This window comes from Nocardia sp. NPDC052566 (assembly GCF_044547285.1).
Lineage (GTDB): Bacteria > Actinomycetota > Actinomycetes > Mycobacteriales > Mycobacteriaceae > Nocardia.
Window position 1 is genome coordinate 40,954 of record NZ_JBIUAF010000009.1, and the last position, 14,586, is coordinate 55,539.

Consider the following 14,586-nt stretch of genomic DNA (forward strand, 5'->3'; position numbering starts at 1 on the left):
CGTTCAGTCCTCGGCCACGTCGAGGAAATCCTGCTCGTTGCGCTCGGCCAGCCGCACATAGATCAGGCCCGCGCCGTACAGCACCGGATATACGGCGACGCCGAGCAGCAGCCACGGGAGCCGAATGCCGAGCAGCGTCATCGTTCCCAGTGAGTCGATCCCGAAAAGTACCGGCAGCGAACACAAGACGAGCACCACCAGCAGTCCGGCCCGTGTCGCGAGCCCCAACTGCGCCCGGATCAGCCCGCCGATCATCGCCTCGCCGAATTCGGTCTGCTCGGCCACCTCCACCCTGGTGCGCACCCGCCGCGCCCCGCGCCGCTCGGCGAGCACCACCCGCTGACGCGCCGGGCGGGCGGGCCCCGTCACCGCTGTGTCCAGGTCTGGCGCGGCCCGTGTACCAAGCGCTGCTTGAGTTCTCGCACCTGCCGCCTGCTCACCGGCAGCTCCACCGCACCGGCGGCGCCGTCGGCGCGCAGGCAGACCACGGTGCCGTTGCCGACCGTCCGCAACCCGGTGACCAGCCGCAGCGCGACGAGATACGACCGGTGCACCCGCAGGAATCCGGCATCCTCCCACCGGGACTCCAACGCGGACAGCGGAATTCGCACCAGATGCGAGCCATCGCCGGTATGTAGTCGGGCGTAGTCGCCGTCCGCCTCGACCCAGTGCACGCTCGACCGGTGCACCAGTGTGGTCACCCCGCCGAGCTCCACCGGGATCACCTCGTTCGGATCCGCCTTGGGCGCAGGCGCATTCGACGCACCGGTAGTCGAGGCGCCGACCGCCGAAGCATCGGGCTGCGCACCGGCGCCGCGCGCGGCGAGGATGCGCCGCACCGCCTCGGCCAGCCGTGCCTCGCGCAGCGGCTTGAGCAGATAGTCCACCGCCCCCAGGTCGAAGGCCGCCACCGCCCGATCGTCGTGCGCGGTCACGAACACCACCGCGGGCGGTGCGGCGAATTCCGAGAGGATCCCGGCCAGCTCCATTCCGTCCAGCCCGGGCATATTGATATCGAGGAATACCGCGTCCACCGCGTGCGCACGAAGCTCGCGCAGTGCGCTGGTGGCATCGCCGGCCGCATGGATCTCGCCGACCTCGTCTTGCGTGCGCAGCAGATACACCAGCTCGTCCAGAGCGGGCTTCTCGTCGTCGACGGCGAGCACGCGCAGTGCGCCGCCGGGAAGGTCGGTGGTCCGGGTCACAGCTGTTCCATCGTAAACACTGCCGTTTTCATGCCTGAATGCCCGCGCGGAATTTGGGGACGCGCATGCTCACCTTGGTGCCCGCGCCGGGTGCGGTCTCCACGATCAGGCCGTAGTCGTTGCCGAAGGCGGCGCGCAGCCGGTCGTCCACATTGGCCAGGCCGACGTGTGCGGTCTCACCGGAACCCGCTGGGCCGGTGCCGGTTTCGATGGCGTCGAGGGCACCGGAGCGGAGCAGCTCGGGATCCATGCCGATGCCGTCGTCCTCGACGCTGATCAGGCAGTCGGTGCCCGCGTCGACGGCGAGGATGCTGACGGTGCCGCCGCGCGCCGCACCGGCCAGGCCGTGCCGCACGGCGTTCTCCACCAGGGGTTGCAGCGCGAGGAACGGCAGCACCACCCCGAGCACCTCGGGCGCGATCTGCAGTTTGACCTGTAGCGCGTCGCCGAAGCGCGCGCGCTCCAGCGCCAGGTAGCGCTCGATGTTGCGCAGCTCGTCGGCCAGCACGGTGAATTCCCCCGCGGCACGGAAGGAGTAGCGGGTGAAATCGGCGAATTCCAGGATCAACTCGCGCGCCCGATCCGGATCGGTGCGCACGAACGAGGCGATGGTGTTGAGCGCGTTGTAGATGAAATGCGGGCTGATCTGGGCCCGCAGTGCCCGCACCTCGGCGCGGTCGAGCCGCGCGCGAGAGGCGTCGAGCTCGGCCAATTCCAGCTGCCCGCAGGCATAGCGGGCCACCTCGGCGACGGCGCCGAGCGTGCCTGGCCCCGGCTGTCCGGTGGTCACCACACCGAGCGCCCCTGCCACGCCGTTGCTTTCGATGAGCAGCGGCTGCGCGATGAGCGTGCGCGCGGTGTGCGCCTGCCCGCCGCGGCCGGGACCGGCGACCAGCACCGCGCGCTCGCCCTCGACCGCCCGCTTGGCGGCGTCGGCGAAGTGCGCGGCCAGCTCGGCATAGGGCCCGTCCCAGGCGAGTACGACGCCCTCGGCATCGGCGATGCCGAGTGCCTGCGCGCCGGTGAGCGCGCGCAGATGCGGTGCGGCCGCGGCCGCGGACTCCTCGGTGAGCCCGCGCCGCAACGGGACCGCCGCCAGCGACGCGGTGTGCAGCGTCGCGTGCACGGCGCGCTCGGCGGGTGTGGTCACCACGCGCCTGGCGCGCTGCCACATCACCAGCGCACCGGCGATCAGCATGGCGGCGGCGACCGCGGCGACGAAGGTGGTTGTCATCGCGGATCTTGGATCAATGGCGTAGACACCGACCGATTATCGCGCCCAGCTCTGTGGCTGAAGGCACACGCGCTGATGTCGGCTATGTGATTCTCCAGTGAGGCGGCGATGGTGGTATCGTGCGGCCTCCTCGGAAAAGGATTTCAACGGCGCCGACGGTCTGCACACCGACACGCCGAGCCTCCAGGGAAGTCTCGCCACTCTGCAGCCGCGCTCAGTTTCCTTGTACTGCGAGGTCGTCTCGGCGGTTCACGCTGGACACGCCGTGACGTCTGCCACGATCTCTTTCACCCGCGTGACGTCAGCGCGAATGCTGTGATCGAAGCGCGGCGAGCGTCCCATCGGCAGCCCAAAATTGGGGCATAATCGGGTCCCGTGTCTGCCGGATTCGTACACCTCCACAACCACACCGAGTACTCGATGCTGGACGGGGCTGCTAAAATCTCGCCCCTGTTCGCCGAGGCGAAACGGCTGGGAATGGACGCGGTCGGCATGACCGACCACGGCAATATGTATGGGGCGTCGGAGTTCTACAACTCCGCCAAGAAGGCCGGCGTGAAGCCGATCATCGGCATCGAGGCCTACATCGCGCCCGGCTCGCGGTTCGACACCAAGCGCGTGCAGTGGGGCGATCCGAGCCAGAAGGGCGACGACGTCTCGGGTTCGGGCGCCTACACCCACATGACGATGGTCGCGGAGAACGCGACCGGCCTGCGCAACCTGTTCAAACTGTCGAGCCTCGCCTCGCTGGAGGGTCAGCTCGGCAAGTGGGCGCGCATGGACGAGGAGATCATCGCCCAGTACGCCGAGGGCATCATCGCCACCACCGGCTGCCCCTCGGGCGAGGTGCAGACCAGGCTGCGCCTCGGCCACGACCGCGAGGCGCTGGAGGCCGCGGCCAAGTGGCAGGAGATCTTCGGCAAGGACAACTTCTTCCTCGAGGTGATGGACCACGGTCTGTCCATCGAGCGCCGGGTCCGCGAGGGCCTGATGGAGATCAGCAAGAAGCTCGGCATCCCGCCGATCGCCACCAACGACTGCCACTACGTCACCAAGGATCAGTCGACCAATCACGAAGCGCTGCTGTGCATCCAGACCGGTAAGACGCTCAGCGACCCGACCCGCTTCAAATTCGACGGCGACGGCTACTACCTGAAGTCCGCCGAGGAGATGCGCGAGATCTGGGACGCGGAGGTGCCGGGCGCGTGCGACAACACGGTGCGCATCGGCGAGCGCGTCCAGTCCTATGACGAGGTGTGGGCACACCGTGACCGGATGCCGGTGTTCCCGGTGCCCGAGGGCGAAACCGAGGGCAGCTTCCTGCGTAAGGAGGTGGCCCGCGGCCTGAAGCGGCGTTTCCCCGACGGTGTGCCGCAGAACTATCTGGATCGGGCCGACTACGAGATCGGCGTCATCCTGGAGATGGGCTTCCCCGCCTACTTCCTCGTGGTCGGCGACCTGATCGAGCACGCGCGCGAGGTCGGCATCCGCGTCGGCCCCGGCCGTGGTTCGGCCGCCGGTTCGATCGTCGCCTACGCGCTGACCATCACCAATATCGACCCGATCCCGCACGGCCTGCTGTTCGAGCGGTTCCTCAACCCCGAGCGCGTGTCGATGCCCGATATCGATATCGACTTCGACGATCGCCGCCGCGGTGAGATGGTGCGCTACGCCACCGAGAAGTGGGGCACCGACCGGGTCGCCCAGGTGATCACCTTCGGCACCATCAAGACCAAGGCCGCGATCAAGGACTCCGCGCGAGTGCTGTTCGGCCAGCCCGGTTTCGCCATCGCCGATCAGATCACCAAGGCGCTGCCGCCGCCGATCATGGCCAAGGACATCTCGGTCTCCGGTATCACCGATCCGGATCACGAGCGGTACAAGGAGGCCGCCGAGGTCCGCGAACTCATCGGCAGCAATCCCGATGTCGCCAAGATCTACGAGACCGCCCGCGGCCTCGAGGGCCTGATCCGCAACGCGGGTGTGCATGCCTGCGCGGTCATCATGTCCTGTGATCCGCTGACCGACGCGATCCCGGTGTGGAAGCGGCCGCAGGACGGCGCGCTCATCACCGGCTGGGACTATCCGTCGTGTGAGGCCATCGGCCTGCTGAAGATGGACTTCCTCGGCCTGCGCAACCTCACCGTCATCGGTGACGCGCTGGACAACATCAAGGCCAACCGCGGCATCGAGCTCGATATGGACACGCTGCCGCTCGACGACACCGCGACCTACGAATTGCTGTCCCGCGGTGACACTCTGGGCGTCTTCCAGCTCGACGGTGGCCCCATGCGCGACCTGCTGCGCCGCATGCAGCCGACCGCGTTCGAGGACATCGTCGCCGTCGGCGCGCTGTACCGGCCCGGCCCGATGGGCATGAACGCGCACAACGACTACGCCGACCGCAAGAACAACAGGCAAGAGGTCAAGCCGATCCATCCGGAGCTGGCCGAACCGCTGAAGGATATTCTCGGCGAGACCTACGGCCTGATCGTCTACCAAGAGCAGATCATGCACGTCGCACAGAAGGTGGCCGGGTACTCGCTCGGCCGAGCCGATATTCTGCGCCGCGCGATGGGTAAGAAGAAGGCCGAGGTGCTGGCCGCGGAGTTCGAGGGCTTCGAGGAGGGCATGCAGGCCAACGGCTTCTCCAAGCCGGCCATCAAGGCGCTGTGGGACACCATCCTTCCGTTCGCCGGCTACGCGTTCAACAAATCGCACGCCGCCGCCTACGGCCTGATCTCCTACTGGACCGCCTACCTCAAGGCCAACTATCCGGCCGAGTACATGGCGGGCCTGCTCACCTCCGTCGGTGACGACAAGGACAAGGCCGCGGTCTACCTGTCGGACTGCCGCAGGCTCGGTATCACCGTGCTGCCGCCGGACGTCAACGAATCCGAGCAGAACTTCGCCTCAGTGGGCAAGGACATCCGGTTCGGCCTGGGCGCGGTGCGCAATGTCGGCGCGAACGTGGTGTCCTCGATCATCGCCGCGCGCAAGGAGAAGTCGAAGTTCACCGACTTCTCCGACTACCTGAACAAGATCGACGCGCTGGCCTGCACCAAGAAGGTCACCGAATCCCTCATCAAATCAGGGGCTTTCGATTCGCTCGGGCATCCGCGCAAGGGCCTGCTGCTGGTGCACTCCGACGCCATCGACGCGGTGATGTCCACCAAGAAGGCCGAGGCGATCGGGCAGTTCGACTTGTTCGGCGGCATGGACGCCGACGAATCGGTGGCCTCGGTGTTCAACGTCAAGGTGCCCGACGACGAGTGGGAGTCCAAGCACAAGCTGGCGCTGGAGCGCGAGATGCTCGGCCTGTACGTGTCCGGGCATCCGCTCAACGGCGTGGAACATGTCCTTGCCGCACAGGTGGATACGCAGATTCCGGCGATCCTGGAGGGCGATGTCAAGGACGGCGCCCAGGTGACCATCGGCGGCATCCTCGCCTCGGTGAACCGGCGCATCAACAAGAACGGCCTGGCCTGGGCGTCGGCGCAGCTGGAGGATCTGACCGGTGGCGTTGAGGTGCTGTTCTTCCCGCAGTCCTATTCGGTCTACGGCATGGACGTGGTCGAGGACGCGGTGGTGCTGGTCAAGGCCCGGGTCTCGGTGCGCGACGACCGGATCTCGCTGATCGCCAACGATCTCGTCGTCCCCGACCTGTCGGCCATCGGCGTCGCCAAACCGCTCGCGGTGATCCTGTCCACCCGCCTGTGCACCCCCGACAAGATCGGCGAGCTCAAGCGGGTGCTCGCCCGCCATCCCGGCACCTCGGACGTCCACGTGCGCCACATCGGCGCCCGCGAGAAGACCACCCTGCTGAAACTCGATGACAGCCTGCGGGTTTCGCCGTCCTCGGCGCTGATGGGCGATCTGAAGGCACTGCTCGGGCCGGGCTGCCTGGCGGGTTAGCCGACGAACTCCCGCATCCATCGCGGATGCGGGAGTTCGTGTTTCGGTCAGTGCGCGGCGACCAGCATCGGCTCCTCGGCCGGGGCTGCGGGGGATTCCTTGCGCCGCAACGCCATCGACAGCACGATGGTGCCGAGCGCGAGCACACCGAGTCCCGCGCCGATCCAGGCGACCGACGGGTAGCCGAAGCCGCCGCCGATGGCCAGCCCGCCGAGCCACGGGCCGACGGTGATGCCGACGTTGAACGAGGAGAAGTTGACCGCGGTGGCCAGCGTCGGCGCGGCGCCCGCGAGGCTGAACACCCGGGTATTCAGTGCCGGGTTGGTGGCGAAACCGAAGGCACCCAGCAGGAATGCCAGCACCACCACCGGCGCGGCCATGGTCGCGGTGAGCGCGAGCGCACCGGCGATGACGATCAGCCCGGCCACGCCGACGATCAGCGTGTGGAACGGATACCGATCGGCGGTCCTGCCGCCCAGGGTGATACCGAGCAGCGCGCCGATGCCGTACACGGCGAGCACGGCGGGAATCCAGCCGTCGGCCAGGCCGGTCGTCTTCGCGAGCAGCGTGCCGAGGTAGGCGAAGATGACCAGCTGCGCGCCGGTGGACAGCGCGGTGGTGCTGTAGGACAACCACAGTCGCGGGTTGGCCATGGTGCGCAGCTCGCGGCGCAGGTCGGGCACCTCGGTGGGCCGCCCGCCCGGAATCTTGGCCGCGACACCGGCCATGGTCAGCGCGGACAGCGCGGCGACCGCCCAGAACGCGGCGCGCCAGCCGAAGTGCTGGCCGATCACGGTGCCCGCGGGCAGTCCGACGATATTGGCGATGGTGAGCCCGCCGGCGACGATGCTCATCGCCTTGCCGCGCGCGTCCGGCGGCACCAGGCTCAGCGCCGTCGTGGCGGCCACCGCCCAGAATCCGGCGTAGACGAACGCGCCGACCACCCTGGTGCCGAACAGCACCCAGTAGCCTGGCGTCAGCGCCGCGACGACGTGCGCGGCGATGAACACCGCGAGGAAGGCGAGCAGCGCGCTGCGCCGCGGCCAGCGCAGCGTCACCACCGCGAGGACGGGCGCGCCGATCAGCATGCCGATGGCGAAGGCCGAGATCAGCAGTCCCGCTTGCGGAATGGAGACGCCGAGATCGGCGGCCAGCTCGGTGAGCAGGCCGGAGAGCATGATCTCCGAGGTGCCCTGGGCGAAGATGGACAGCCCGAGGACGTAGACAGCGAACGGCATCGGAAACCTCTCTTGTTTTGGATCGTTCGGTTCAAAATGAGGACATGACGAAGGCGGCCGAGATCGCCTGGGGTTACAAGGTGTTCAGGGGCTACAAGGTGCTCAGCGCGGTGGTGGCGATGGCGGTCAGCGCGCTCTTGTCCGCGCCGCCGCGCGCCGCCACCCGCATGCCCGCGATGGTGGCGTTCACGAAGTGCGCCAGGTCGCGCGCGTTCTTGGATTTGTCGATATCGCCTGCGCGCCTACCGCTTTCGAAGGCTGCGGTGAGCGCGGCCAGTCGCCGCTCCTGATCCTCGCGCAGCGTCGCCGCCACCTCGGGATCGCGCGGCGCCAGTTCGACCGTCGAGTTGACGACGAGGCAGCCGAGCGGTTCCGCCTCCGGTGCCTCGACGACCTGCCAGAGCAGTGCCCGGATCTTGGCGCGCACCGGTTGATCACCGTCGAGCAGCTCGAAGATGGTGGCGTTCTTGACGGTCATGTACCGCCGCAGCGCCCGCTCGAACAGGTCGTGCTTGCTCGAGAAGGTGTTGTAGATGCTGCTGCGGCCCAAACCTGTTGCCTCGCACAGGTCTTGGGTCGATGTGCCCTCGTAGCCCGCGCGCCAGAACGCGCGCATCGCCGCGTCCACCGCCCGCTCCTCGTCGAACCGCCTCGGTCGTGCCATGTGTTAGACGGTAGCACGGTTTTGGACTGTACGTTTCAAAACTGTGCCCGCGCGCTGCACGGCCGCGTGACCAGCGGCGCGGCCCGAAGCCGGACCGGCAAAACCTCGATCACCGCGGACGATCTCTAATTGCAAGTGGCTCATAAGCATTCGTTAGGGACCCTGGCCGAAAGTAGTTCTCGCAAGGCCACAACACCTAACAAAGGAACATCATGCAGTCTCTCTTCAAAAAAGTCCGTTTGCTCCTCCTGGGCATGGTCGCGATCGCCGCGACGGCGGCCTTCGCACTGGCAGGCACCGGCGCGGCCAACGCCTCGGGCTACGACATCTACTTCGCGCCCGGCTCGAACCACGCCTCGGTGAGCGGCACCGTCTGGCAGGGTGGCGTCGACAGCTACCGGCTGGAGGCCCGTGCCGGCCAGACCCAGATCACCGACCTGACCTCGGTGCAGGGCACCGCGCGGTTCACCATCATCGCGCCGAACGGCCACAAGATCTGCGTCAACCAGACCTGGAGCAAGATCACCCTGCCGCAGAACGGCTGGTACACCGTGCAGGTCTACCCGACCCACGGCGACGCGAACTACACGCTGTCGGTCACGATCAACTAGTCAGGGCGAGACCGCTACGCCGAGCGAATGCGCGGCGAAGATCCGGGGAGCGTCCTCGCCGTAGAACACATCGACGTCGCGGATCTCGAAGCCGGCGGCTGACATCAGACCACGAATATCGCGGTCGAGATGGCAGCCGCCGGCTACAGCTTTTTGTATGGGGTTGAACCGGTGCTGCCAGACCTGCACCTTCGGATCGGGCGCGAGACCGTGCTCGACGAAGTGCAGGGTGCCGCCGGGTGCAAGCACCCGGCGCAGCTCGGCCAGTGCGGTCGCGATATCCGGGATGGTGCACATCGTCCAGGTCGACAGGGCGCAGTCGAAACTGTCGTCGGCGAAGGGCAGCGACTGGCCATCGAGCCCCGCCCGTTCGATCGGCACGGTGGCCGCCGCGACCCTAGGGGCCGCGAGCCGCCAGCCCAGATCCGCGGGCTCCACCGCGCTGATCGACTCCACCGCCGCCGGATAGAACGGCACATTCAGCCCGGACCCGAACCCGATCTCGACAACCCGGCCCCGCAACTCGGCGCAGACGCGCTTGCGCAGTGGCTGGGTGAACTTCATTCCGCAGGTCAGCTCGACAAGGCGCGGCACGACGCGATCGTTGTAAAAACCCACGTCACCACTGTGTCAGGAAATGCCGCAGACCGCATCGGCGCCGCGCCCATGCGATGCTGGCGCGGTGACAACATTCGAGGTGTGGGCGCCACGGGCCGAGCTGGTACGGCTCGATCTCGACGGCGTCATCCATCCGATGACCTGCCACGCGGGCGGCTGGTGGCGGGCCGAGGTGCCCGCCGCGCCCGATGCCCGCTACGGCTACCTGCTCGACGACGATCCGGCCGTACTGCCCGATCCGCGCTCGCCGCGCCAGCCCGACGGTGTGCACGCCCGCTCGGCACTGCATACGCTCGACCCGGCGGGCTGGACCGATACGCACTGGACCGGCAGGCCACTGGCGGGTGCGGTCTACTACGAGCTGCATGTCGGAACCTTCACGCCGGAAGGCACTTTCGACGCCGCCGTCGAACGCCTCGGCCACCTGGTCGATCTCGGTGTGACGGTGGTGGAGCTGATGCCGGTCAACGCCTTCGACGGCGTGCACAACTGGGGCTACGACGGTGTGCTCTGGTATGCCGTGCACGAGCCCTACGGCGGCCCTGACGGTTTACAGCGCTTCGTGAACGCCTGCCACGCCGAGGGTTTGGCGGTCGCGCTGGATGTCGTGCACAACCATCTCGGGCCGTCGGGCAACTACCTGCCGCGCTTCGGCCCGTATCTCACCGAGGGACGCAACACCTGGGGCCAGAGCCTGAATCTGTATTCGGACGAGGTGCGCCGCTACATCCTGGACAACGCGCTGCGCTGGCTGCGCGAATTCCATATCGACGCACTGCGTTTGGACGCGGTGCACGCACTGGTCGACCACACCGCCGTGCACCTGCTCGAACAGCTGGCCACCGAAACCGCGGGCCTGGCCGCCCATCTCGGCAGGCCGCTCACCCTGATCGCGGAGAGCGATCTCAACGATCCCCGGCTGATCACCTCGCGCGCCGCGGGCGGCTACGGCCTGACCGGGCAGTGGAACGACGACCTGCATCACGCCGTGCACACCGCGGTCTCCGGCGAACGGCAGGGCTACTACGCCGATTTCGGCTCGCTCGCCTGTCTCGCGCACACCCTCGGCAACGGGTTCTTCCACGCCGGAACGTATTCCAGCTTCCGCGGCCGCATCCACGGCCGCCCCATCGACACCGGGCTCGTCCCCGCCAGCGCGCTGCTCGCCTACACCTGCACCCACGATCAGGTCGGCAATCGCGCGCTCGGTGACCGGCCGAGCGCCTACCTCACCGACGGCCAGCTGGCGCTGAAAGCCGCGCTCGTGCTGCTCGCGCCCTACACGCCGATGCTGTTCATGGGGGAGGAGTGGGGCGCGCGCACGCCGTTCCAATTCTTCACCTCGCATACCGATCCGGTGATCGGCGCCGCCACCGCCGCCGGGCGCAAGGCCGAATTCGCCGAGCACGGCTGGTCCGCCGAGGAAGTGCCGGATCCGCAGGACCCCCAGACCTTCTCGCGCTCCAAGCTGGACTGGGCCGAACCGGGCAAGCCGGGCCACGCCAGGCTGCTGGCCTGCTATCGCGACCTGATCGCGCTGCGCCGCAACCGGTCCGAGCTCACCGATCCGTGGCTGCCCCACCTCGGTGTCGAGTACGACGAGGACGCAGGCTGGCTGGTGCTGCGCCGGGGTGGGTTGCGGTTGGCTTACAACCTGGCCCCGAATCCGGTCACGGTGCCCGTGACCGGCGCGGTGCTGCTGGCCTGGGAACCGCCGCGCCGCGCCGAATCCGGCTCGGGAACAGTACTTCCCGGCCACGGCTTCGCGGTGCTCGAGCTCGAACCGTGACCCTCGGATCGTAACTGTCCGAGACAGACCGTTGCCGAGGTGGATGCGCGCCATTACCGTAGAAAGATGAGCAACGAGGCTTCGTTCGGGGGACCGGCGGATCTGCCCGCCGGTGTCGGCGGCAGTGCCGCCGGTGAATTCGGGCCGCTGGTACGCACTTTCGGTAAGGCATTCGGCCGCCGTCGCGGTGCGGGCGGCGGGCTCGCGGTGTACCGGCACGGTGAGCCGCTGGTCCACATCTGGACCGGCAGTACGGGATCGGGGGTGTGGTCCGCCGAGACCGGCGCGATCATCTTCTCCGCGACCAAGGGCATCACCGCGACGGTCATCCACCGGCTCGCCGATCGCGGACTGCTCGACTACGCCGCGCCGGTCGCCGAATACTGGCCGGAGTTCGGTGCGAATGGCAAGGCGAAAATCACAGTGCGCCAAGTGCTGACGCACAGTGCCGGGCTCGGCTCGCTGCGGCCGCTCGCCAAGGATGCGGCAGAGGTGCTCGACCATCGGCTGATGGAGCAGCGCCTGGCCGCCGCGAAACCCGATCGCCTGCTCGGCATTCCGGCCTACCACGCGCTCACCTTCGGCTGGCTGTGCGCCGGGCTGGCCCGCGCGGTCACCGGCCACGGCATGGCCGAGCTGTTCCGCACGGAGGTGGCCGAGCCGCTCGGCATCGACGGCATCCACCTGGGCCGTCCGCCCGCCGGTGCGCCGATCGAGTACGCGATCCTGTCCGGCGGTCAGCTCGGCTCGATCGGTAATCCGCTCACCACACGGGTTCTCGGCCGCACCCACGCGGTGCCGGGGGCAGCGGGCGCCGCGGCGCGCTCGCTGTTCCTGCCCGGCCTGGAGGAGATCCTGGAGGGCGCCGACCCGCCGATCCTCGACACCGAACTCGGTGCGGGCAACGCCGTCTGCACCGCGGACGGGCTCGCCGCCATGTACGCCGCGCTGGCCACCGGCGAGACGCCCGACGGCTACGAATACCTCTCGGCGCGCACGCTGAAGGCGATGCGCAGGATCGAGAGCTACCGGCTCGACCACGGCCTGTTCTACGCGCCGATGCTCTGGCATCTCGGATACCACTCGCTGCCGATGCCCGGCGCGCACGGCGGGTTCGGGCATATCGGGCTCGGCGGCTCGTTCGGCTGGGCGGATCCGCGCTCGGGACTCGCGGTCGGCTTCGTGCACAACCGGCTGTCGGTGAGCCTGCTGCCGCTGGATATGTCGGCGGCGGCGTGGATCCTGCCGATGACGCTCAACTGCCTGCGCACGGGACGCCGGACCACCGCGCTGGACATTCGCGAAGCGGCCTGAGACCCACGGCCGCGAGACCTGCGGCGGTGCGAGCCTCGCAGACGCGCAGCGGCCCGAGACCCGCAGCGGCCCCGAGGTGTAATCCTCGGGGCCGCTACGGGTTCGGGTTTCAGGTCAGGTAACGGTAGGCGGGGGAACCCGGCTCCAACTGCTCACACTGGATCGGCGACTCCTCCATCCGAGCGAGTAACGGCCCCAGCCCTTCCGGCGCGCCGAGTTCGATGCCGACCAGCGCCGCACCGGTCTCCCGGTTGTTGCGCTTGACGTATTCGAAGGTGGTGATGTCGTCGTCCGGGCCGAGCACCTCGTCGAGGAAGCGGCGCAGCGCGCCGGGCTCCTGCGGGAAGTCCACCAGGAAATAGTGTTTCAGGCCCTGATGCACCAGCGAGCGCTCGATGATCTCGCCGTAGCGCGACACGTCGTTGTTGCCGCCGGACACCAGGCACACCACCGTCGACCCGGGCTCGACCCCGATATCGCCGAGCGCGGCCACCGCGAGCGCGCCCGCGGGTTCGGCGATGATGCCCTCGTTCTGGTAGAGCTGCAGCATCGCCGTGCAGATGGCGCCCTCGTCGATCTGCATCATCCGGAACGCGCCCGCGCCGCGCGGTGCATCGGTGGCGGTGAGCAGCGGCAGCGAGGCATGCGAGACCACCCGGCCGCCGAAGCGGGCGACCGCGGCGTAGGGCACGTCGCCGATCCGGCGCACCGCGGCGCCGTCGACGAACGGATCGATCTCCGGCAGCGTCACCGGCCCGCCCGCGACCAGCGCGGCGGTCATCGAGGCGGCGCCGGCCGGCTCGACACCGAGAATGCCGGTGCGCGGCGACCTTTCGCGCAGATACGTGCCGACACCGGCCAGGCAGCCGCCGCCGCCCACCGGGACCACCACCAGATCCGGTGCGCTCGGCAGCTGTTCGAGCAGTTCGGCGGCGATGGTGCCCTGTCCGGCGGCGGTGCGCGCGTCGTCGAACGGTGGCACCATGGTCGCGCCGGTGCGCGCCACATCGGCGGCGGCGGCCGCGGCGGCCGCGTCATAGGTCTCGCCGACCGCGATCAGCTCGACGAAGGCGCCCCCGTGCACCCGGATCCGGTCGCGTTTCTGCTTGGGGGTCGTGGTCGGAACGTAGATGCGGCCCTTGATCTTCATCGCCTGGCAGGCGAACGCGACGCCCTGGGCGTGATTGCCCGCGCTCGCCGCGACGACACCCGCGGCGCGCTCGCTCTCGGTCAGCTGGATGACCAGGTTGTAGGCGCCGCGCAGCTTGTAGGAACGGACCGCGGAAAGATCTTCGCGCTTTAGATAGACCTCGGCTCCGGTCAGCGTGGAGAGCCGCTCGCTGCGCTGCAGCGGGGTCGGATCGATAATGTCGGCAATTCGCTTGGCGGCGGCGTCGATCTCGTCCGCGCTCAGCACGGGACGGGAGGTGGACTGTGCGTCGATGACATCAAGCGGATTGGACACCCGAAATATGCTGCCACCCGCCGCGTCGGCGCGACGCGGCGGGTGGCAGGGCGGCTACTGCGGGGTGAGCACGAAAACCGGGATCTGGCGGTCGGTCTTGGTCTGGTAATTCGCGTAGTCGGGCCAGACCGCGACGGCCCGCTCCCACCACAGCGCCTTCTCCTCGCCGAAGACCTCGCGCGCGGTGTAGTCCTTGACCACCTCGCCGTCGCGCAGCTCGACATGCGGCTGCGCCTTGACGTTGTAGTACCAGACCGGATTCTTCGGCGCGCCGCCCAGCGAGGCGACGACCGCGTATTCGCCGTCGTGTTCCACCCGCATGAGCGCGGTCTTGCGCAGATTGCCGGACTTCGCGCCCACGGTGGTGAGCACGATGACGGGCTTGCCCTGCAGCACGGTGCCCTCGGCGCCGCCGGAGTTCTCGATGGCTTCCGCCTGCTTACGGGCCCAATCGCTGGTACTCGGTGCGTACTCTCCTGAAAGTGGCATAACCAAGCAGAACATACCGGGGTGCGCGAGTGTTCCCGTTGAAA

Annotated in this window: 12 protein-coding genes; 4 read left to right on the forward strand and 8 right to left on the reverse strand. The window is 68.4% G+C overall.

The window, feature by feature from the left end:
• Positions 1-3 precede the first annotated feature (3 nt).
• Genes ACIG5A_RS40820 through ACIG5A_RS40830 form a run of 3 tightly spaced genes read right to left on the reverse strand, consistent with a single transcriptional unit; the run spans position 4 to position 2,439 of the window.
• Positions 4-369 carry a hypothetical protein gene (locus tag ACIG5A_RS40820; RefSeq protein WP_397250430.1) on the reverse strand — a complete coding sequence of 122 codons (366 nt, stop codon included), beginning with the start codon at positions 367-369 and terminating at the stop codon, positions 4-6.
• Positions 366-1,205 carry a LytR/AlgR family response regulator transcription factor gene (locus ACIG5A_RS40825; protein ID WP_397250432.1) on the reverse strand — a complete coding sequence of 280 codons (840 nt, stop codon included), beginning with the start codon at positions 1,203-1,205 and terminating at the stop codon, positions 366-368. Before ACIG5A_RS40825 ends, ACIG5A_RS40820 begins: the two co-directional genes overlap by 4 nt.
• A gap of 28 nt (positions 1,206-1,233) precedes the next feature.
• The gene (locus tag ACIG5A_RS40830) at positions 1,234-2,439 is read right to left on the reverse strand and encodes a sensor histidine kinase (protein ID WP_397250434.1); all 1,206 of its coding nucleotides are present in this window, start codon (positions 2,437-2,439) and stop codon (positions 1,234-1,236) included.
• A gap of 375 nt (positions 2,440-2,814) precedes the next feature.
• Here ACIG5A_RS40830 and dnaE point away from each other — a divergent pair, with 375 nt between their 5' ends.
• A complete protein-coding gene (gene dnaE / locus ACIG5A_RS40835) occupies positions 2,815-6,354 on the forward strand; it encodes a DNA polymerase III subunit alpha (RefSeq protein ID WP_397250436.1) in 3,540 nt (1,179 codons plus the stop codon).
• Between the two features lie 47 nt (positions 6,355-6,401).
• Here dnaE and ACIG5A_RS40840 read toward each other — a convergent pair whose 3' ends face one another.
• A complete protein-coding gene (locus tag ACIG5A_RS40840; protein WP_397250438.1) occupies positions 6,402-7,592 on the reverse strand; it encodes a Cmx/CmrA family chloramphenicol efflux MFS transporter in 1,191 nt (396 codons plus the stop codon).
• 91 nt (positions 7,593-7,683) lie between these two features.
• On the reverse strand, positions 7,684-8,256 hold the full coding sequence (locus ACIG5A_RS40845) for a TetR/AcrR family transcriptional regulator (protein ID WP_397250440.1): 573 nt from the start codon (positions 8,254-8,256) through the stop codon (positions 7,684-7,686).
• 212 nt (positions 8,257-8,468) lie between these two features.
• Here ACIG5A_RS40845 and ACIG5A_RS40850 point away from each other — a divergent pair, with 212 nt between their 5' ends.
• Complete coding sequence (locus tag ACIG5A_RS40850; protein ID WP_397250441.1) at positions 8,469-8,867, forward strand: hypothetical protein; 399 nt, start codon at positions 8,469-8,471, stop codon at positions 8,865-8,867.
• On the opposite strand, the gene ACIG5A_RS40855 is transcribed toward ACIG5A_RS40850, so the two are convergent.
• Positions 8,868-9,485 (reverse strand): class I SAM-dependent methyltransferase, encoded by a 618-nt coding sequence (locus ACIG5A_RS40855; RefSeq protein ID WP_397250442.1) that lies wholly within the window; start codon positions 9,483-9,485, stop codon positions 8,868-8,870.
• Between the two features lie 64 nt (positions 9,486-9,549).
• On the opposite strand from ACIG5A_RS40855, the gene treZ reads away from it, so the two are divergent.
• Together treZ and ACIG5A_RS40865 are read left to right on the forward strand one after the other, a co-directional pair.
• Positions 9,550-11,274: a malto-oligosyltrehalose trehalohydrolase gene (gene treZ / locus ACIG5A_RS40860; RefSeq protein ID WP_397250444.1), complete on the forward strand. Its 1,725-nt coding sequence runs from the start codon at positions 9,550-9,552 to the stop codon at positions 11,272-11,274.
• A 66-nt stretch (positions 11,275-11,340) separates the two neighbouring features.
• A complete protein-coding gene (locus ACIG5A_RS40865) occupies positions 11,341-12,588 on the forward strand; it encodes a serine hydrolase domain-containing protein (protein ID WP_397250446.1) in 1,248 nt (415 codons plus the stop codon).
• A gap of 109 nt (positions 12,589-12,697) precedes the next feature.
• Here the strand turns inward: ACIG5A_RS40865 and ilvA are convergent, their stop codons facing one another.
• Positions 12,698-14,053 (reverse strand): threonine ammonia-lyase IlvA, encoded by a 1,356-nt coding sequence (ilvA, locus tag ACIG5A_RS40870; protein ID WP_397250448.1) that lies wholly within the window; start codon positions 14,051-14,053, stop codon positions 12,698-12,700.
• 54 nt (positions 14,054-14,107) lie between these two features.
• Positions 14,108-14,542 carry a nitroreductase family deazaflavin-dependent oxidoreductase gene (locus ACIG5A_RS40875; RefSeq protein WP_397250450.1) on the reverse strand — a complete coding sequence of 145 codons (435 nt, stop codon included), beginning with the start codon at positions 14,540-14,542 and terminating at the stop codon, positions 14,108-14,110.
• Between the last annotated feature and the right edge of the window lie 44 nt (positions 14,543-14,586).

What these genes read in the sequence shown, in the direction of transcription:
- ACIG5A_RS40845 (WP_397250440.1), bottom strand. Translation starts at nt 8,256, where the DNA reads ATGGCACGACCGAGGCGGTTCGACGAGGAGCGGGCGGTGGACGCGGCG.
- ACIG5A_RS40830 (WP_397250434.1), bottom strand. Translation starts at nt 2,439, where the DNA reads ATGACAACCACCTTCGTCGCCGCGGTCGCCGCCGCCATGCTGATCGCC.
- ACIG5A_RS40865 (WP_397250446.1), top strand. Translation starts at nt 11,341, where the DNA reads ATGAGCAACGAGGCTTCGTTCGGGGGACCGGCGGATCTGCCCGCCGGT.
- ACIG5A_RS40850 (WP_397250441.1), top strand. Translation starts at nt 8,469, where the DNA reads ATGCAGTCTCTCTTCAAAAAAGTCCGTTTGCTCCTCCTGGGCATGGTC.
- ACIG5A_RS40875 (WP_397250450.1), bottom strand. Translation starts at nt 14,542, where the DNA reads ATGCCACTTTCAGGAGAGTACGCACCGAGTACCAGCGATTGGGCCCGT.
- ACIG5A_RS40840 (WP_397250438.1), bottom strand. Translation starts at nt 7,592, where the DNA reads ATGCCGTTCGCTGTCTACGTCCTCGGGCTGTCCATCTTCGCCCAGGGC.